Below are 19,669 nucleotides of genomic sequence, written 5' to 3' on the forward strand. Positions count from 1 at the left end.
CTTACTGTACTTCATATCCTTTTTTTCGAATTACATCCACGACCGCATCCACATGTTCCTTGCAAAGTGCATCTGTCTTTGCCTCTACCATAACACGGATGAGCGGTTCTGTTCCACTCTCACGTAGAAGAATCCGTCCATCATCGCCAAGCGCTTCCTCAACCTTCTTTGCTGCCGCAAGCACATCTGTATCTTCCATAACTGCTTTCTTGCTTGTAACCTTCACATTCACCAGAAGCTGTGGGTAGATTGTCAGTCCACGTGTCAGTTCCGAAAGCGGCATCTTCTCCTCCACCATGGCTTCCATAATTTTTAAAGATGTTAAAACACCATCTCCGGTTCTTGCATTTTTGGAGAAGATAATATGTCCGCTCTGCTCGCCACCAAGAATATAACCATTTTCCATCATACACTCATAGACATATTTGTCTCCGACTGCCGTCTTCTCATAGCCGATACCCTCTGCATCCAGAGCCTTGTATAATCCAAGATTTGACATTACAGTTGTGACAACCTTATTGTTGTTCAGTCTGCCTCGGTCACGCAGATATTTTCCGCAAATATAGATGATTGCATCGCCATCCACCAGATTACCCTTCTCATCGACAGCCAGACAACGGTCTGCATCACCATCGTAAGCGAATCCTGCATCTAAATTATTCTCTACCACAAACTTCTGTAATCCCTCGATATGTGTGGAACCACAGTTTGTATTGATATTCGTACCATCCGGCGTATTGTTGATGACATAGGTCTTCGCACCAAGTGCATCAAACACAGCCTTTGCAACCGTAGATGAAGCACCGTTCGCACAGTCAAGACCCACACGCAGATTCTTGAATGCACGTGTTGGAAGTGTCATCAGATAACCGATGTAGCGGTTTCTACCCATTGAATAATCCGTTGTACGACCAATCTTTTCCTTCGTTGCAAACGGAATTTCCGGCACCAGTCCATCGATATAATCTTCTATCTGCTTTTCAACTGCCGCATCCATCTTGGCACCATGACTGTTGATGATCTTAATTCCATTATCATAAAACGGATTGTGGCTTGCGGAAATCATAATTCCACAATCAAACTCATCAGCACGCACAATATATGAAACACTCGGTGTCGGCGTGACATGCATCAGATATACATCTGCACCACTCGCAGTCAACCCCGCTACAAGTGAGTACTCAAACATATAGCTCGAACGTCTCGTATCCTTTCCGATCACAATCCTTGCACGGTCATCCCCCTGCTTCTCTTTTCCAAAATAATATCCGAGATATCTTCCGACCTTATACGCATGTTCCACTGTCAGGTCTATGTTTGCCTCACCGCGGAACCCGTCTGTTCCGAAATACTTTCCCATATTTTCCCCTTTCAATTTAGGTTTCTAAATTTTATCTTGTTTGTTTTATGCTTGTGTGCATTATTCTTATTATATGCTTTTTTCTCCAAATTGTAAAGAATTGGCATAACAATGAGTTGTCACACGGTTTTATCCAAATCCGTCTGTTCATCCTCAACATCCATCCTTTCGGATTTCTCCTGATAATGCAGTGCATATCGGCTATATAGGTCTTCGATATCAATATCATCCTCTGTATAAGCAGTTTCCTCTTCGCGGTCTGCATCTGTCATACCTTCAAATTCATCGTCACGTGGTTGATGAGCTACTTCCTCAATATTAATCTGCGGAAGCATAATATCCAGTGCCTGCTGTTGATTTAAGATCTCCACATGCTTTAAACTTCCGCCAAACTCACCATCGAGTGTCCATGCAATCTCCTGTTCCCCATCTACTACGACGCGAGATGCCTTACATTCAAAAAACATCTCATTACCCTCGACCTCATTTTGCAAAATTCCTCGAATAATCTGCTGCATCTCTGCCGGTGTCGACGGCATCTTGATAAAAAGACAGTCAAACTTCCCGTCATCTAACACAACATGCTTGGCCCCCCGCAGCTTAAAACCGCCGACCGAAAGGGTATTTGTAACCATGCCGTACAGGTATTTTCCGGTGATAGTCTTATCATCAAACTGTGCAGTCAGATTAAACCCCCTGTAGTTTCCAATGTTTTTGATTCCCTCAACAATATATGCCGAATGTCCAATTGCCTTTTTTAAAGACTGATTCGTACTGTATGATACATCAGTAAAGATACCAAATGCCGCAATATAAATAAACGACTTTTCCGCAAACTGTCCGACATCTATCTTAGTGCATTTTCCATTTATAATCTGATTTGCTGCTTCTATTGGTTTTCTGGAGATACGAAGACTTCGTGCAAAATCATTCGTTGTTCCAACCGGAATATAGCCAAGCGGAACTTTCTTATGTCCCATCTTGGAATATCCACAGACAGTGTTATCAAGTGTTCCATCACCACCCGCACACACAATCAGATCATAATCTTCACCATCCACGCGCACCTTGCGCTCTGCATCCTCCGGCCCCTGTGTCGGATAAGTCACGACCTCGTATCCAGCCTGCGAAAATACCATGATAATCTCAAACAAATCGTTTCTTATCGCCGTTCGTCCGGCTTTCGGATTGATAATAAATAACAAGCGTTTCATGGCTTCCCTCCATTATCATTCTATCGTCTTGCAAGATAAGCATCTAAGCCCTTTTTCCGTAACTTACATGCCGGGCAATTGCCGCAGCCATCGCCTTTAATACCATTATAACATGTTAATGTCATATTGCGAACTAAATCAAATCCGCCAAGCTTATCTGCGAGCTCCCATGTCTCTTCCTTATCAATCCACATGAGCGGTGTGATAATATCAAACTCATAATCCATTGCCAGATTCAGAGATACATTCAAAGATTTGATAAACTCATCTCTACAATCCGGGTAACCCGAGAAATCACTCTGGGATACGCCCGTCAGGATATCCGTTACCCCCTTCTGCTTTGCGAACACAGCCGCAAATGTCAAAAACAGCATATTTCTTCCATCGACAAATGTATTTGGTGTGCCCTCTGCCGGAGCATCACTGTCTACCTGCATATCATCCCTGGTCAGGGAATTCGGTGCAAGCTGATTTAACAGTGTCATATCCATGATTGTCTGCTCCACATCGAGCTTCTCACAGATTTCTTTTGCCGCATCAAGCTCTGCCACATGTCTCTGGTGATAATCAAACGATACGGCATACACCTTCTTATAATGCTTCTTTGCATATAACAGACAGGTCGTGCTGTCCTGACCTCCACTAAATACAACAACGGCTGCTTCTTTGTTCTTCTTGTGCTGCATAAAAATCACTCCTTCTTATCCTGTGTTCTAATCTCTTTTTTCTTCTATCTCAATAACATCATCAGTTTGTTCTGCAATGTCTCATTTCTCTCAAATTCACCGGTAAATGTCGTCGTAAATGTCTTCGCACTTGCATTCCGGATACCTCTTGCCGTCATACAGCTATGGCTTCCCTCAATCACAACTGCAACATCCTCGCTTCCGGTCACCTTACTCATAATATATGCGATATCCGTACCGATTCTTTCCTGTAGCTGTAAGCGTTTTGCGACCATATCCGCAATTCGCGCAATCTTGCTAAGTCCAAGTACTTTTCCCTTCGGAATATACGCAACAGACACATGCATGTCATACATAAGCGCCATGTGATGTTCACAGTAACTAAATACTTCAATGTCCTTGACCAACACCATATCGCTCGTGTCCTTACCCGGACGCTCGAACGATTTGTTGAACATATCTGCGATCTCATCATTTGTATAATTCATTCCCTCAAATACTTCTTCATACATGCGTGCAACCCGGTCGGGTGTCTCCTTCAATCCCTCCCGATCCGGATCATCACCAAGGGCAATTAAAATCCCTCGAATATGTTCTTTGATTGCTTCTTTATCGATTGCCATCTTATACTCCTTTTTTCTCCGGGTCCCAGATGTATTTGTGCATCTGAAGCTGTAACCGGACATCCTTCATGTTTTCCTGTATCATATAATCTACGATCTGTGCCGGTGTAATCGCCGAAAATGCAGAGCTTAAATATACCGCCGCCTTCTCACACAGGTCATATGTCTCAATAATCTTCTTCGCAGTTTCCAGATCTCTCGTCGATGAAACAACAAATTTTACCGCATCCTGTGGTTTCAGCCACGCGTAATTTTCTGTGTGCATAAACCGTTCCATCCCACTATCCGGAAGCTTATAATCCAGTGTCATACAGACATTCTCCGGACGTGCATCATACCCGGAGATATCCACGCTTCCATTTGTCTCAATCTCCACACGCAGATTTTTATCCGCTGCCAGAAGTGCGATCAACGATTCAATCCCCGGCTGGATCAACGGTTCACCTCCGGTCAGCGTCACATTTTTCACACCACAAGACTTGATATACGCATAGATTTCCTCCACGCTCATACTCTCATATGGCACCTGTGGCTCATTCGCCCATTTTGTATCACAGTATCCACAGGCAAGATTGCATCCCGCAAACCGGATGAAACACGCGAGTTCCCCGGCATGGGCTGCCTCGCCATTGATACTGACAAACTTTTCTACTACTTTATAATCTCCCATATTACTCCATATATACGGCGCAGTTATTCGGTGTCTCATACACCGTCGCCTTTAAGACATGATAGCCTTTTTGTTTCATCTCTTCATAGAAAAACTTTGCGAAGTTCTCCGCTGTCGGACGGAACATCACTTCCACTACCTTAAAATGTTCTTCTTCAAGCACATCCAGCGTTCTTCGTTTCAGGCTCCCGATTTCTACAATCAGGCAATGATCGAGCGCATCTGCGATATTCTTCAGATCTGTTTTTAATCTGGAAAAATCCACAATCATGCCACGGTTGTTTCCTCCCATCTCCAGACTATTGCTTCCCACCTCGATTTCTACCGTCCAGTGGTGTCCATGAATGTTGGAACACTTTCCTTCATAGCCCGCGAGAAAATGTGCGCTGTCAAAGCTTGCATTTGTCTTTAATGTATACATATAAAACTCCTTTCAACAAAAATGCGGGTGCACAAAGCACCCGCAACATAAATTCATCATTTATGGCTTGCCCTAGTTTTGTTTAACGGCAGGATGGTGCGAATGAACTGCCGCGCGTAACCGCTACGCGTCTATGTTATTAGATATTCAGGAACTTCTTTACCTCTGTAAGCATGTCTTCCTTATCACAGACGATATCATGACGAACCTCCGCCTGACGGATGTCCTCAATCGCCTGCGGTACCTTCACACCAGAAAGCTTATTAAGCTCATCTACAAGTTCGAAATCAGACTGCTTATCGTAAGCGCTGTCAATCGCGTTCATAACACTTCTCGTGAACTTGTATGGACTTGCAGTACTTGCGATCACGGTTGGTGTCGTGTCTCCGGTCTCCTTCACATACTTATCATATACGGAAGCTGCTACAGCTGTATGGGTATCCATGATATACTGATCGGACTCATATACACGCTTAATTGTAGCTGCTGTTTCTTCCTCAGATGCATAATTTCCATAGAAATCTGCCAGTTGCTTCTTCATATCATCTGTAATCGTATATGCACCCTCTCCCGTCAGCGCCTGCATCAAAGCCTTGTTCTTCTCTGCATCATTGCCTGCAATACGATAAATCAGGCGCTCAAGATTGCTGGAAATCAGAATATCCATAGAAGGAGAAGTTGTTAAGATGAACTCTCTCTTTCTATCGTATGTACCTGTACGGAAGAAATCATACAGAACCTTGTTCTCATTTGATGCACAGATAAACTTGTTGATTGGAAGTCCCATCTGCTTTGCATAAAAGGCTGCTAGGATATTTCCGAAATTTCCGGTTGGAACAACGACATTAATCTTGTCACCAGCCTTGATATCTCCATTTGCAACGAGTCTTGTATATGCATATACATAATATACCATCTGTGGTACAAGCCGTCCGATGTTGATGGAGTTTGCAGAAGAGAACTGATATCCCTTGGATGCCAGATACTCATTCAGATCCTTATCAGAGAACATCTTCTTCACACCTGTCTGTGCGTCATCAAAATTACCTGTGATACCGATGACACATGTATTATCACCCTTCTGGGTTACCATCTGTTTCTCCTGAATCGGGCTTACACCGTGTTTTGGGTAGAATACGATGATCTTCGTACCCGGTACATCCGCAAATCCGGCAAGCGCAGCCTTACCTGTATCTCCGGAAGTCGCAGTCAGAATTACAATTTCATTTTTCACGTTATTCTTCTTCGCTGAAGTTGTCAGCAAATACGGAAGAATAGAAAGTGCCATATCCTTAAACGCGATTGTTGCTCCATGGAACAATTCCAGATAATATGCACCAGCTTTATGTACGAGCGGTGCTATCTCCTTGGTATCAAACTTTGAATCATATGCACTGTTAATACAGTGGCGAAGCTCTTCCTCTGTGAAGTCTGTCAGCATCAGCTTCATAACCTGATATGCGACCTCACGGTAATCCATCTTAGAAAGCTCCTCTAAGCTCTTATCAAATGCCGGAATCTGATCCGGCACAAACAAGCCACCCTCGTTTGCAAGTCCTTTCAAAATTGCCATAGAAGCGGTTGTTTCTTCCTGTGCATTTCTTGTGCTTCTGTAAACCAGTTCCATCTTTCTCTCCTTTTATTCAACTACCAGATAGGCAGAGGTTGTTCTCATCGCAAAATTCAATGCATCCTGATGTGTATTAAAATATACGTCAAAATGCTTTCCGTTGATTGCACCACCACGATCCTGAACTTCATAAATCTGTCCATCAATCATGATTTTCGTACCAAACGGAAACTCCTTCGGCGCAGCAATTGTCCAGCCCTGTGTTGGACGTGCACCACTTGCAGTTACTGGATTCTCCATGTTACTCCACTTTCCACAACAAATCGGGCAAGGGCAATATGCAGTAAGCAGATATTCACCCAGGTATTGATACTGTCCATTCGCATCAGCAGCCACATATGTCGGTACGGAAAATGTCATTGCTTCTGTTGTCTCCGGATCAGAAATATCCGTTCCATGGGCAACTGCATATGCATCATATTCACTCGGGTCTCCGACGCCTGAATGAACCGCAGACAACGCATCCATCGCAGCCTGATCCCGATTATCCTGTCTTTTGGCAGTTAAAATCTCATCAATCTGCTGTTCCGCAAGTTCCAACTGTGCATACTGCTCTGTATTATAATCCGTATTAATCATATCTCCATACGATATTATAGTGTCCGCAAACTCATTCCCGGAAAATGCCTCTCTGTCCTTTGTCAAATCCGCAACAGTCATCATAACTCCGGTTGTAATATCCCGATTTGCAATTCGATCTGCCAACGAGACACCACACACAATCACCAGAGCAATCGATACAATAACTGCACCTACGTATTTTCCATACTGTTGTATAAATGTCCTAACCACGCCGGTGGTTCTCTTCTTCGCTTTATCCGTATTTAATTGGATTGTTGTGATTTTCCCGGTCTCCATATTGTTTTCATTCACCTCTACAAATTCCTTTTTATGTCTTGGGAATATGTGATAAATTGTTACAAAAAGGTTACATTTACACTCTCATGATTATAATTCAAGAATATCATCCGGTCAAGTAATTTCGCGACTTTTTCAATACTTTTTTCCCTTCTTTGACTAGACTTTTTCCGGTTCAGTGAGTATACTGAACTCATATTTATCATAACCGGTTATCTATTAATTTTGAAAGGATGGCATCTATCACTGATTATGGCAGTTTTACCTGGAATTTATACAGCTCGAAAAAAAAACGGAAGTATCTACTATCGAGCTTCTATCACATACAAGAAAAAACATATCAGCCTTGGAAGTTATCCGGATGAACCGACGGCTTCACGCGCCTATCAGGAATCACGTTTTATTCTGGATCATACAGAAATCACGTTGACTCAGCATAACCTTTTTTCCTGTCTGCCACATGATAAATTTATATGCCTGCTCAACTTTCGTGACAACGGCATTTATTTTAAAACACCTATTTATCTCTATAAAAAATATTTCGAATATTACCTGGCAGAATCAGAAATCTTAAAATTTGATCGTGATGATCTGTTTTTTTACGCATCTAAGAAAATCCAGAAAAAAGGTGGATATCTGTTTGTGAGCGATTACGGAAGCCAATACAGTATTCTGTCCAGATATGGCATCCGCCCATTCGCAGTCTATGGCAGAGACTATCGCATGACAAATGCTGACGCACTTGATTTCCGATATTCCAATATTGAAATTATAAACGCCTATGCCGGCGTACAAAAAAAAGAAGTTGCAAACGGACAGATTGTTTATCAGGCAAAAATCCATGTGAACGGTGATTTTGTTGTGGGCACCTATGCGGATGAAATCTCTGCCGCCATCGCATACAACAAAGCGGCGGACACACTTACATCTCATGGAATCTGCAAGGCATATGCCAGAAATTATATTGTATCCATGAATAGCCGAGAGTATCACACCGCTTATGATCTGATTTCTATTTCAAAAAAGCTTACAGAGCTTGCACCATAGCAGAAAGCGCATCATAAGTTTCCACCATATTGATCCGTGCACGAAGCTTTGCTGAATCCGGCATTCCTTGCGTATACCACGCTACATGCTTGCGCATCTCGTGAATCCCGGTAAATTCTCCTTTATATTCCACCATCAAAGACGCATGACGCAGCATCATCGCCTTTCGCTCTTCTACAGTTGGTTTTTCCAGATGCTCTCCGTTTTTCAGGAAATAACAAATATCCTGAAAGATCCACGGATTTCCCTTTGCGGCCCGTCCGATCATTACGCTGTCACAACCAGTCTGTTCGCGCATCTTAATCACATCCTCTGCACATGTGATATCTCCATTTCCAATCACTGGCACAGACACCATTTCCTTCACCTGCCGAATTACATCCCAGTCTGCCTGTCCGTGATAATACTGTTCTCTCGTTCTGCCATGTACGGCAATCGCAGAAACACCTGCCTGTTCCGCGATTCGTGCTACCTCAGGTGCATTGATGTGTTCCGAATCGAAGCCTGCCCGAATCTTGATCGTGATTGGAAGTGAAACCGCATGCACCAGCGCATCAACGATATCTCCGATCAACTCCGGCTGCTTCATAAGCGCCGAGCCCTCGCCGTTGTTGACAATCTTCGGTACCGGGCATCCCATATTCACATCAATAAAGGAAAATCCCTTATCTTCCAGTCTTTTTGCCTGCGATGCCATAAGCTCCGGTTCACTCCCAAAGATCTGCACGCCAATCGGTGATTCCTCCGGTTCCGTCATAAGCAGCGGTCCCGTATTTTTATTGTTATAATACATACCCTTGGCACTCACCATCTCCGTGTATACGATATCACAGCCCATCTCTTTGCATAAGAGACGAAATGGCAGGTCACAGATACCTGCCATTGGTGCCAACGCAATTTTACCGTTAAAATCCATTGTTTCGCCCTTTATTGTTTCTCGTAGATTAACTGCAAACCTTTTAATGTCAGATCTGCATCATAATAATCAATACAATCCGTATTTTCTGATATCAGCTTTCCAAGTCCTCCGGTTGCTACAACCTTGATATTTTCCAAACCGGATTCCTGCTTAATTTTGCGGATAATATACTCCGTCTGACCGACATATCCATAGAATACACCCGCCTGCATACTGCTGACCGTATCCTTCGCCAGAATCGTATCCGGTCTTTTAATCTCTATTTCCGGAAGCTTTGCAGTTCCGGACCAAAGTGCCGCTGCCGCAAGTCTGATTCCCGGCGATGTCGCACCAGAATGGAACACGCCACCCTCTAACACAAGATCATGTGTCGTTGCGGTTCCAAAATCCACAACAATCACCGGACCACCATACAGCTCATACGCAGCAACTGCATCGACCAGACGGTCGGCACCCAGTGTCTTTGGTTCTGGAATTGCGATATTGATGCCGGTCTTGATGCCGGGAGCAACAATGATAGGCTGGATATTCAGATACTTGATAATACCACTTGTCAGAGAATGCATGACCTTCGGTACAACCGAAGCAATAATAACCGCATCAATCTCTGAGACACGTATATCCCGAACACGTAGCCAATCCACAAAATACACACCGTACTCATCGGATGTACGTGCCGTACCGGTTGTAATTCGAAAAGTCTTAATCAGATTTTTACCGTCAAACAGTCCTACTGTAATATTTGTATTTCCAACGTCTACTGCAAATAACATATATGTTCCCCTTAACTAAGGAAAAATGTCTGAAAGTACAGCTCAAGCTGTTCAAACAATTCCTTTTTTTCCTTTCTGATCCGCTTGATTTTTAGACCACAGCCAATCTCATCGTACAGGATATCTTCCTCTGCGGCGTCCGTCACGATATTTAAATTGCCCAAACTGTCAAACACAAGCATGATGATTCCTCCAACATCCTCTGTAAATAACGTACAAAGAATTCGAAGCTCTTTCTTCACTTCTGTCGGAAGGTTCTCAAAATCCTCATTCAAATAATACTTCTGTGTGTACTTTGACGCACTGCACAAAATAATTTCATCCTGATACATACCGTTTCCTCTCGTCTATCCGATCACATCTGCCATATCATAAAATCCTGCCGGCTTACCAGCCAAAAACTTTGCAGCTTCCACCGCACCCTTCGCAAATACAGACTTCGAATAAGCCGTATGTTTAAACTCAATCACTTCATCCACGCCCGCAAAGATTACCTCATGCTCACCAACGATTGTTCCACCACGTACCGCAGAAATACCAAGTTCTTTCTTGTCACGCTTCTTTCTTACCTGTGAACGGTCATAGACATACTCATATGCATTGTCTCTGGCATCGTTAATTGCATCCGCCAGTGCAAGTGCTGTTCCGGATGGTGCATCTACCTTCTGATTGTGATGCTTCTCCACGATCTCAATGTCAAATCCTGCCGGTGCAAACACATTGGCTGCATCCTTCAAAAGCTTCATCAATGTATTGATTCCAAGACTCATATTTGCAGATTTTAAAATCGCTACCTTTTCTGAGCAAAGAGACACTTTATTAAGCTGCTCCGGCGAGAGTCCCGTCGTACAAAGAACAACCGGTATCTGCTTTGCAACTGCGTAGTCAAGCAGCTTATCAACTGCAACTGCTGCCGCAAAATCAATAATCACATCTGCCGCAACATCACAGGTATCAATATCCGTAAATACCGGATATCCATTTTCCTTATTGTCTACAACATCAATACCTGCAACGATTTCGACTGCCGGGTCTTCTTTACAAAGTCCTGTAATCACCTGACCCATCTTACCGTTGCATCCATGCATAATGACACGAATCATTTGTTCTTCCTCCCAGTTCGTCTATCCGAATTACCGAATCTTCACTCCAAAATCTACCATAGCTTTCTTCAACTGTGCTTCATGCTCCGGCTCGATTTCTGTCAATGGCATACGGAGATTTCCTTCACAAAGTCCCATCAGTTCCACAGCCTTCTTGACAGGAATTGGATTAACTTCACAAAACAGCGCTTCGCAAAGCGGAATTGCCTTAATCTGGATTTCTCTGGCACCAACAACATCGCCATCTAAATACTTCTGTACCATATCATGTGTCTCCTTCGGAGCAACGTTTGCAAGTACAGAAATCACACCTTTTCCACCGAGGGACAGAATCGGCATAACCTGATCATCATTTCCGGAATATACGTCCAGACAGCCATCTGCCAGACTGACAAGACGTGCAACCTGTGAAAGATTTCCGGTTGCCTCCTTAATTGCTACGATATTCTTTACATTCTTGGCCAGATATACGGCTGTCTCCGGCTGGATATTCGTACCGGTTCTGCTTGGTACATTATACATGATGATTGGAATTGTAACTGAATTTGCAATTGCTGTATAATGTGCAATGAGTCCCTTCTGTGTTGCCTTATTGTAATATGGTGTAACTACAAGCAAGCCATCCACACCATACTTTTCAGCTTCCTGAGACAGATAGATTGCTGTCTCTGTACAGTTTGAACCAGTACCTGCAACAACGGGAATACGCTTGTTGACAACCTCAGCGCAAAAACGGATACACTCAAGATGTTCTTCATGTGACAATGTGGAAGATTCTCCGGTCGTTCCACATACAACGATACAATCTGTTCCCCCTGCAATCTGGTACTCGATTACATCACGGAACTTATCATAATCTACGGAACCATCTTTCTTAAATGGTGTAACAATCGCAACTGCTGAACCTGTAAAAATTGACATTTTTCTCTTCCTCCTAAAATATAAAGTATAACCATAAATAAAGCTGGCACTCCGATAAAGTGCCAGCTTGAAATGTCTCAATTCCGGTAGCGCTCCATCTGCATGCTCACAAATGACAGTCATACAATTCTTCATTGCACAACCAGGATTCCAGTGCTTAGACATCTGTCGTCCTTCGGCGGTTTCCCCTTTTCCATGCGATCCACTGTTCTAAGTCATCCCGCAAAGTACTCTTGAATTCCGCACCTCTACTCAATCAAAAATCATTGATAGTATAGCATCGTTAAATAGGTCTGTCAATCATTATTCCAAACATTCCATTTTACTGACAGAAACCTCATATGCCACCTTATTTACTATCTCGTCATTTCCTATTTTCTTCTGGTATTCCCGACTCTGAATTCGCCCCCAGATTGCCACATGCTCACCGACTGCAAGCTTTCCTGCAAACCTGGCATTTCTGCCCCAGCAGATACAAGGAATATAATCAGACTTACCATATGCACGGTTCACAGCGAGCAGGATGTCTGCAATCTCTCTGCCAAGCGGTGTCATACGATAAATTGGTTCCTTACATATGTATCCGTCCAGGTATATCTGATTTGGCTTATTCTCCCTGTCATCGACTTCGTCAATCACTTCGATTTCACGAACAAATACAGACAAAATCAACCGGTTCTTATTTTCCTCATGCTTGTTGTAAGACCGGAACTGTCCTTTTGCCAATACCTTTTCCCCAATATGGGATTTTTCTACATCAAACAGGCGATCGGAAACCATCAAAGGAATCACGTCATGCGCATCGCTTAATCTGCTGACAACCAAATCCACCATATAGAATCCCTCTCCGAATATCTCATGGCTGAATCGGAAATCTGATACGATTTCTCCTGCTACTACCACCTGATTGTTGTTCAAAACTTTCTCTGTCATATTTTTTCCTCCCTCTTGTCAATGTTCACAGCTTTCATTTATATCCCCATATAAACTGTGAATTTTTAATATTGTACATTTACAATATATGCGTGCCTATATTGTAATATTCCAAACTTTTTTATTTTTTTGATGTGCTTCGCTGTCGCAATACCTCGTATACAATCACTGCTGTTGAAACCGCAGCATTTAACGATTCTACCTGTCCGCACATCGGAATCCGGATCAGTTCATCTGCCTTTGCACTGATTTCATCAGACAAACCATTTCCTTCATTCCCAACCAAAAACGCACACTTTCCGCTAAAATCCTTCTCATAAAAGGTATCCCCATTAAGATGTGCTCCATACACCGGAATCCCCTGTTTTTTTACCCGTCCTACCGTATCTGCCAGATTTTCCGCAACTAAGATTGGCATCCGAAATACAGATCCCATCGTTGAACGGACCACCTTCGGATTGTAAATATCCACCGAATCCGAACTTAAAATAATCCCTGTCACTCCTGCACCTTCTGCAGTCCTTATAATTGTACCAAGATTCCCCGGATCCTGCAACCGCTCAATAATCAGCAAAAACGGTTCCGTATCCCTTCCAAACAAATCCTCTTCCGTCGTCTGCTTCTGATACACTTCTGCCAGAATTCCCTGTGGGGTGTTTGTATCGGACATACTTTGAAATACAGAATCCTTGACAATCTCCACCGATGCATTTTTTTCTTTGCAGACATCCGCAAATTTGTCTGCCATGCTCTCAGCGACATACAGTGTCCGGATTGCATCGGCAGGGATTTCCCGCACCATGCGGATTCCCTCCACAATATAAAGTTCCTTTTCCCGCCGCAGACTGGCTGACTTCATCAGCTTCTTCACTTCTTTTATCCTGTCATTTGATGCAGATGTTATCACGATTCGCCATTTCCTTTCTTATCCAGAAGAATTACATTCTCTTCTCCATAGGTGTTCTTCAATACTTCTAATAGTTTATCTCCTGCATCTACCCTGTAAAGATCCGGAAGCTGCTTGAGTTTGATATTGTGTTCCTGTCCTTCTCCCTGTGGTTTGATCAATACCTTCACAACCACCCATCCCGGGTGCTGCTTCAAAGTCGCATATAACGCCTGTTCCTGTTGCATATACCCCTCAATATCTGCAAATCGTAGCCACAACTCTTTTCCTGCCGCCAGACGTGCCTGACGTACCTCCGCAAAGGTCGTCAGCCTCGAAAACAGCAGTTTTCCGCCCCTCTCATCGATAGATGCATTTCCTTTAATAAGTACCTTTGTATCCTTTACAAATCGGTCTTTGTTCTGGCGGTAATCCCTTGCAAACACGATAACCTCAACTGTTCCATACAAATCCTCGATCGTAAGGAATGCCATCTCATCACCATTTCGCGTTGTCTTTTTTGTAATATCCGCAAGCAGCCCGCCAATGGTATAGCTGGCTTTATCTACAACATGTTCCTGCTCATCATAATTCATCCCTGCTTCCGGATCATCGCTCTCTTCTTCCGTATTCACAAGGAAATCACTGGACTTTGCAGTCGTATATTCCTCCAATATATCCAGATCATCATCCAACGGATGTCCACTTACATAGATACCCAGAATCTCTTTCTCCATTGCCAGCAGATCTTCCTTTGAATATTCCTCGACATCCGGATAACGTACCTGAAACTCCGTCTTTTCTTCCTCCCCAAGAAAATCCATCAAAGACATCTGCCCACTCATGGCATTTTTCTTTTCCTTCGCCGTCTGCTCGAGAACTGCCGGATAAACCATCATCATCTGATGGCGGTTATGTCCAAAACAGTCAAATGCCCCCGCCAATATAAAACTTTCGATTGTCCTCTTATTGGCTTCCTTTCCGGAAAGTCTGTTGCAGAAATCCTCCAGACTTGTGAATGGTCCGTTCGCAACAACCTCCTGATGTATAACCTCCGTCACACCGTCTCCGATACTCTTTAACCCGGATAAACCAAACCGGATTGCACCTCCATCGACAAGGAAGTCTCCGCTTCCCTTATTGATATCCGGTGGCAGGATCTTGATACCGAGTGATTTACATGTCTGGATATAACTGCTCATCTTCTCCGTATTTTCACGGACAGACGAAATCAGCGCTGCCATATATTCAACCGGATAATATATCTTCAAATACGCAGTCTGATATGCGACTACTGCATATACTGCCGCATGAGATTTGTTAAATGCATAGTTTGCAAAGTCGACCATATCGTCGAAGATTTTATTTGCTACCTCTTCCGGGATGCCGTTTTTTACACAACCAGGTACGTTTAATTCTTCGTTACCATATACGAAATACTGACGTTCCTTGTCCATGACATCCGCTTTTTTCTTTGCCATTGCACGGCGTACCAGATCGGAACGTCCCATCGAGTATCCGGCAAGCTCCATTACAATCTGCATAACCTGCTCCTGGTATACCATACAGCCATATGTCGATTTCAGAATTTTCTCCAGCTTCGGTGTATCATAGATGATACTCTCCGGATGCTCACGGTTTGCTAAATATTTCGGAATAAAATCCATCGGTCCCGGACGATACAAAGAAATTCCGGCGATTACTTCATCCAGATTCTTCGGCTTCAACTGCTTCATGAAAGACTTCATTCCCGCGCTCTCCAACTGGAATACACCATCTGTCTTCCCCTCAGATAACAACTCATAGACTGCAGGATCCGTCAGTTCCAGTTCGGACATATTGATCTTCACACCGTGATTAGCTTCGATCCGGTCTAATGCATCTTTGATAACCGTCAGGTTTCGCAGAGCCAGGAAGTCCATCTTCAAAAGTCCCAGCTCTTCTACCGGATCTTTCTCATACTGGCACACAATGCCACCATCTACACTTCGTGCAAGCGGCACATATTCTTCAATCGGCTTCTGACCGATGATAACACCTGCGGGATGAACACCGGTATGCCGTTGCAATCCCTCGAGTTTCATAGCCATGTCAAGCAGTTTTGTGACATCCGGTTCATTCTCGTACATTTCCTTTAAATCCGGACTTGTCTTCAAAGCGACCGGAAGTGTAACATCCTTTACACCCGGAATTTTGTTCGGAATCGCCTTTGCAACCTTATCACACAGGCTGTACGGAAGTGCCATCGCCCGGCCGACATCACGCACACACATCTTTGCTGCCATCGTACCGAAGGTGACAATCTGAACTACCTTCTCTTTGCCATATTTTTGTACTACGTAATCAATAACCTCCTGTCTGCGGTTGACACAGAAATCAATATCAATATCCGGCATTGATACACGTTCCGGATTTAAGAAGCGTTCAAACAGAAGATCATACCGCAAAGGCTCAATATCTGTAATATACAGGCAATACGATACAATAGATCCGGCTGCCGAACCACGTCCCGGTCCTACCGGAATATCATGACTTTTCGCATAATTGACAAAATCCCAAACAATCAGGAAATAATCCACAAAGCCCATCTGTTTAATCATGTCAAGCTCATAGTGCAGACGATTCTTTACCTCGTCTGTAACTTCCGGATAACGTTTTTTTGCACCCTCCTCGCAGAGCATCGTCAGATAGGAGAAGGAATCATATCCCTCCGGCACATCGTATTTTGGAAGCTTCCGCTCACCAAACACAATCTCGACATTACACATATCCGCAATCTTGTTCGTATTTTCCAATGCTTCCTTCGCATACGGGAACAGCGCCTCCATCTCCTCCGGGGATTTCACATAGAACTGTCCTTCTGCATAACGCATCCGGTCCTCATCATTGACCGTCTTTCCTGTCTGGATACAGAGCAGGATATCATGTGCCTCCCAGTCTTCTTTGTTGATATAATGAGAATCATTCGTTACAACCATCGGAATTCCGGTCTCCTTGGACAACCGCATCACGCCCATATTGACTATTCGCTGATCCGGAATGCCGTGATCCTGCATCTCCAGATAATAGTTGCCCTCGCCAAATATATTCAGGTGCCGCAACGCTGTTTCCTTTGCCTTCTCATACTGCTCCTGTCTTAAATTCGTTGCAACTTCTCCTGCAAGACAGGCAGAAAGTGCAATAATCCCTTCATGGTACTTCTCCAGCACCTCCATATCTACACGTGGTTTATAATAATATCCTTCTGTATATCCGCGTGTCACAATCTTGCACAGGTTATGATATCCCTCGTTGTTTTTGGCGAGCAGCACAAGATGATAATACCGGTTTTCTCCCTTCACCACTTCACGGTCAAACCGAGATCCCGGTGCCACATACACTTCACACCCTATAATCGGTTTGATTCCATTCGCCTTGCATGTCTTATAAAATTCAATAACTCCATACATCGCACCATGATCTGTGATAGCGAGCGCATCCATTCCAAGTTCCTTTGCACGCGGAACCAGTTCCTTGACTTTGGCAGAACCATCCAGCAGACTATACTGCGTATGCACATGTAAATGCGTAAATTTCATAGTTTCTCCTATATACCATACCGCCTTCTAATAATCTTCTCCGTACGGGAACAAATATTTTATGAATGGAACATATCCCGCAAGCTTCTTTCGTCGAAGAGGAATAACCTCATAATTGTGAATATAGCGGAATGTATACGCCTCGCCCTTATTTGCAAGCATCCGTAAATATTTTTCCAGAAGTCTGGCAGAATCCGGATGTAACAGCCTCCTTGATCTGCCATTCATATAATAATCCAACGCCTGCTTCTCATAATAATTTTCCTTATTGTATATTTTACAGGCTGCCACACGATCACAGAACATCTCAATCACATACTCTTTTGGCATCTTACAGCCCACGAGCAAATGCTCTGTATCCGTCTTGTCAACATTATAATCAACCCAATATTCAAGGTGATGTTTATTTCTTCCTTTATGATGCAGCCATGATAATGTATACCCTTTATCTTCCCGTTCTGCATCATTCGGGCTTCGGTTGCCCTGAAAATATTTTGCACCCATAGAAAATTCTGTCCATGAGTATTTTGACAAATCATGCAATAACCCCTGCTTATAAAGTCCAACGGCAAAACAGTGCCGCATGACCATGATTTTATGTGCGGTAATTGTCTTAAAATGTTCCAGCCACTTCATATTCTACATCTCTTTTCTTTCTTAATGCTTACTGATTGTTCTGTGTGAGATAAAACTGATCTTTCAGTCCATCTGTAACAGTAATCTGATTATTGCTGTCAATAAAAACAGCTTCTGCTTTATATTTCTTTAATAGTATCAATGCCCTTTCATAGCCAAGCACATAACATGCTGTAGATAGTGCATCACTATACAATCCATTTTGACATACGACTGTCACGGATGATAATCCGGACTCTGCCGGATATCCGGTTTTCCGGTCCAGAATATGATGATATCTTGTTCCATCTTTTTCAATATATTTCTCATAATCACCGGACGTTGATATACAGGTGTTAGTGTCTGAAGCAAATTCGAGATACCCAATCATATCCTCTGCATCTCCCTGCGGATTGCGGATACCAACACGAAATGCACTCCCTTCTTTTTTCTCTCCATACACAAGCACACTTCCACCGACACTGATTGTCGCACCTCTTACTTCGTCTTCTTTTAAAATCTGCTGTACAACATCCAGCGCAAAGCCTTTACCAACTGCACCGAGATCCAATATCATACCCGGTTTTGCAAGCGTGACGCTTTTGTCTTCTCCGATTGTAACTGACTCGTATCCGGTCTTTGCAAGCGCTGTTGTAATCTGTGATTTATCCGGGATTACAAAATCCTCCGCCGTTGCCGATTCGATATTCCACAGATTCGCCAGCGGACGAATCGTGATATCGAGTGCCCCTTCACTATCCCTGCAAATATTATACGCCTGCGTCAATGCCACATATAACGTATCAGAAATCATAGTCTCCTGCCCCGCTGTATAGCTATGATTCAGCCTGTATAATGTACTGTCTTCTTGTCTCCATGATATCTCCTGTTCATCCAGATTCTTCACTGCCTGCGCAAGCTTTTCCTCTTCTCCTCCCGGAGCGTCATACAGGCTGACTGACACCGAAGTTCCCATCGCAAAACTATAAACAGTCTGCCCATCTGTCACCTGCGAACCATCCCCGGAGTCCCCATGCAGCCTTCCTCTCTGATACAAGCCGATCAGGATTACAGTCAGTAAAAGCATCCCGAAAACAGATGCTGTTTTTTTTCCATTCTTATGCCGCATATCAATGATGATATCCTTCCATTCTTTTTGTATACACATCAAGCTGCTGTTTCAGCTTCGTATAATCCTTTTCCCCGATTGCTCCGGACGTCTGGTATTCTGCAAGCTTCATCTCTGCCTGTTTCCGTGCAGAGATTGCTAAATCCTTATAATTATTCTCCAGATTAATCTGCACTTCATGGAATAAATCTTCAATTTCTTTTTTTGCCGGATTTGTCTTCTTGAATAGCAAAAAACCACTTCCTCCATTCAAAACATTTGTTCGTATAAGTATTTTTTAGTATACCATTTTTCCTGTCTTAT

Annotated in this window: 20 protein-coding genes and 1 riboswitch; of the genes, 1 reads left to right on the forward strand and 19 read right to left on the reverse strand. The window is 43.4% G+C overall.

Annotation, left to right across the window (positions count from 1 at the left end; all coding sequences use genetic code 11):
• Position 1 precedes the first annotated feature (1 nt).
• From glmM to KP625_RS05110, 8 genes are all read right to left on the reverse strand, one after another.
• Positions 2 to 1,360, reverse strand: coding sequence for a phosphoglucosamine mutase (gene glmM, locus KP625_RS05075; RefSeq protein WP_238299632.1), 1,359 nt, complete (start codon positions 1,358 to 1,360; stop codon positions 2 to 4).
• 119 nt (positions 1,361 to 1,479) lie between these two features.
• The gene (locus tag KP625_RS05080) at positions 1,480 to 2,574 is read right to left on the reverse strand and encodes a diacylglycerol/lipid kinase family protein (RefSeq protein WP_238299633.1); all 1,095 of its coding nucleotides are present in this window, start codon (positions 2,572 to 2,574) and stop codon (positions 1,480 to 1,482) included.
• 20 nt (positions 2,575 to 2,594) lie between these two features.
• Positions 2,595 to 3,260 (reverse strand): 7-cyano-7-deazaguanine synthase QueC, encoded by a 666-nt coding sequence (queC, locus tag KP625_RS05085; protein WP_177983742.1) that lies wholly within the window; start codon positions 3,258 to 3,260, stop codon positions 2,595 to 2,597.
• Positions 3,261 to 3,304: 44 nt separating this feature from the next.
• On the reverse strand, positions 3,305 to 3,883 hold the full coding sequence (gene folE, locus KP625_RS05090) for a GTP cyclohydrolase I FolE (RefSeq protein WP_238299634.1): 579 nt from the start codon (positions 3,881 to 3,883) through the stop codon (positions 3,305 to 3,307).
• 1 nt (position 3,884) lies between these two features.
• Positions 3,885 to 4,553, reverse strand: coding sequence for a putative 7-carboxy-7-deazaguanine synthase QueE (gene queE, locus KP625_RS05095; RefSeq protein WP_238299635.1), 669 nt, complete (start codon positions 4,551 to 4,553; stop codon positions 3,885 to 3,887).
• Position 4,554: 1 nt separating this feature from the next.
• On the reverse strand, positions 4,555 to 4,974 hold the full coding sequence (gene queD, locus KP625_RS05100) for a 6-carboxytetrahydropterin synthase QueD (protein ID WP_238299636.1): 420 nt from the start codon (positions 4,972 to 4,974) through the stop codon (positions 4,555 to 4,557).
• Between the two features lie 139 nt (positions 4,975 to 5,113).
• The gene (gene thrC, locus KP625_RS05105) at positions 5,114 to 6,601 is read right to left on the reverse strand and encodes a threonine synthase (protein ID WP_177970395.1); all 1,488 of its coding nucleotides are present in this window, start codon (positions 6,599 to 6,601) and stop codon (positions 5,114 to 5,116) included.
• A 12-nt stretch (positions 6,602 to 6,613) separates the two neighbouring features.
• Complete coding sequence (locus tag KP625_RS05110) at positions 6,614 to 7,477, reverse strand: 3D domain-containing protein (protein WP_238299637.1); 864 nt, start codon at positions 7,475 to 7,477, stop codon at positions 6,614 to 6,616.
• A gap of 237 nt (positions 7,478 to 7,714) precedes the next feature.
• Between KP625_RS05110 and KP625_RS05115 the strand changes: the two genes are divergently transcribed.
• On the forward strand, positions 7,715 to 8,509 hold the full coding sequence (locus KP625_RS05115; protein ID WP_238299638.1) for a hypothetical protein: 795 nt from the start codon (positions 7,715 to 7,717) through the stop codon (positions 8,507 to 8,509).
• On the opposite strand, the gene dusB is transcribed toward KP625_RS05115, so the two are convergent.
• The 11 genes from dusB to KP625_RS05170 form a co-directional block, all read right to left on the reverse strand.
• Positions 8,490 to 9,425: a tRNA dihydrouridine synthase DusB gene (gene dusB, locus KP625_RS05120; protein ID WP_238299639.1), complete on the reverse strand. Its 936-nt coding sequence runs from the start codon at positions 9,423 to 9,425 to the stop codon at positions 8,490 to 8,492. The two genes, KP625_RS05115 and dusB, sit on opposite strands and share 20 nt — an antisense overlap.
• Positions 9,426 to 9,436: 11 nt before the next feature.
• Positions 9,437 to 10,201: a type III pantothenate kinase gene (locus KP625_RS05125; RefSeq protein ID WP_238299640.1), complete on the reverse strand. Its 765-nt coding sequence runs from the start codon at positions 10,199 to 10,201 to the stop codon at positions 9,437 to 9,439.
• Positions 10,202 to 10,212: 11 nt separating this feature from the next.
• Complete coding sequence (locus KP625_RS05130) at positions 10,213 to 10,533, reverse strand: DUF6145 family protein (RefSeq protein ID WP_177969253.1); 321 nt, start codon at positions 10,531 to 10,533, stop codon at positions 10,213 to 10,215.
• Positions 10,534 to 10,548: 15 nt separating this feature from the next.
• Positions 10,549 to 11,304, reverse strand: a complete 756-nt coding sequence (gene dapB, locus KP625_RS05135) for a 4-hydroxy-tetrahydrodipicolinate reductase (protein WP_177969254.1) — start codon at positions 11,302 to 11,304, stop codon at positions 10,549 to 10,551.
• 30 nt (positions 11,305 to 11,334) lie between these two features.
• Complete coding sequence (dapA, locus tag KP625_RS05140) at positions 11,335 to 12,225, reverse strand: 4-hydroxy-tetrahydrodipicolinate synthase (protein ID WP_238299641.1); 891 nt, start codon at positions 12,223 to 12,225, stop codon at positions 11,335 to 11,337.
• A gap of 79 nt (positions 12,226 to 12,304) precedes the next feature.
• A riboswitch (Lysine riboswitch) is annotated at positions 12,305 to 12,484 on the reverse strand.
• Between the two features lie 44 nt (positions 12,485 to 12,528).
• Positions 12,529 to 13,158: a single-stranded DNA-binding protein gene (locus KP625_RS05145; protein WP_238299642.1), complete on the reverse strand. Its 630-nt coding sequence runs from the start codon at positions 13,156 to 13,158 to the stop codon at positions 12,529 to 12,531.
• A 121-nt stretch (positions 13,159 to 13,279) separates the two neighbouring features.
• Positions 13,280 to 14,065 carry a 23S rRNA (guanosine(2251)-2'-O)-methyltransferase RlmB gene (gene rlmB, locus KP625_RS05150; protein ID WP_238299643.1) on the reverse strand — a complete coding sequence of 262 codons (786 nt, stop codon included), beginning with the start codon at positions 14,063 to 14,065 and terminating at the stop codon, positions 13,280 to 13,282.
• A complete protein-coding gene (locus KP625_RS05155; RefSeq protein WP_238299644.1) occupies positions 14,062 to 17,622 on the reverse strand; it encodes a DNA polymerase III subunit alpha in 3,561 nt (1,186 codons plus the stop codon). The genes rlmB and KP625_RS05155 overlap by 4 nt, the downstream gene beginning before the upstream one ends.
• 27 nt (positions 17,623 to 17,649) lie before the next feature.
• A complete protein-coding gene (locus KP625_RS05160) occupies positions 17,650 to 18,258 on the reverse strand; it encodes a DUF5662 family protein (protein ID WP_238299645.1) in 609 nt (202 codons plus the stop codon).
• A 28-nt stretch (positions 18,259 to 18,286) separates the two neighbouring features.
• Positions 18,287 to 19,405, reverse strand: a complete 1,119-nt coding sequence (locus tag KP625_RS05165; protein ID WP_238299646.1) for an FAD:protein FMN transferase — start codon at positions 19,403 to 19,405, stop codon at positions 18,287 to 18,289.
• The gene (locus KP625_RS05170) at positions 19,368 to 19,598 is read right to left on the reverse strand and encodes a hypothetical protein (RefSeq protein WP_238299647.1); all 231 of its coding nucleotides are present in this window, start codon (positions 19,596 to 19,598) and stop codon (positions 19,368 to 19,370) included. Before KP625_RS05170 ends, KP625_RS05165 begins: the two co-directional genes overlap by 38 nt.
• Positions 19,599 to 19,669 lie beyond the last annotated feature (71 nt).

It is taken from the genome of Eubacterium sp. MSJ-33, from assembly GCF_022174665.1.
In the GTDB taxonomy this organism is placed as follows: Bacteria; Bacillota; Clostridia; order Lachnospirales; family Lachnospiraceae; genus Coprococcus_C.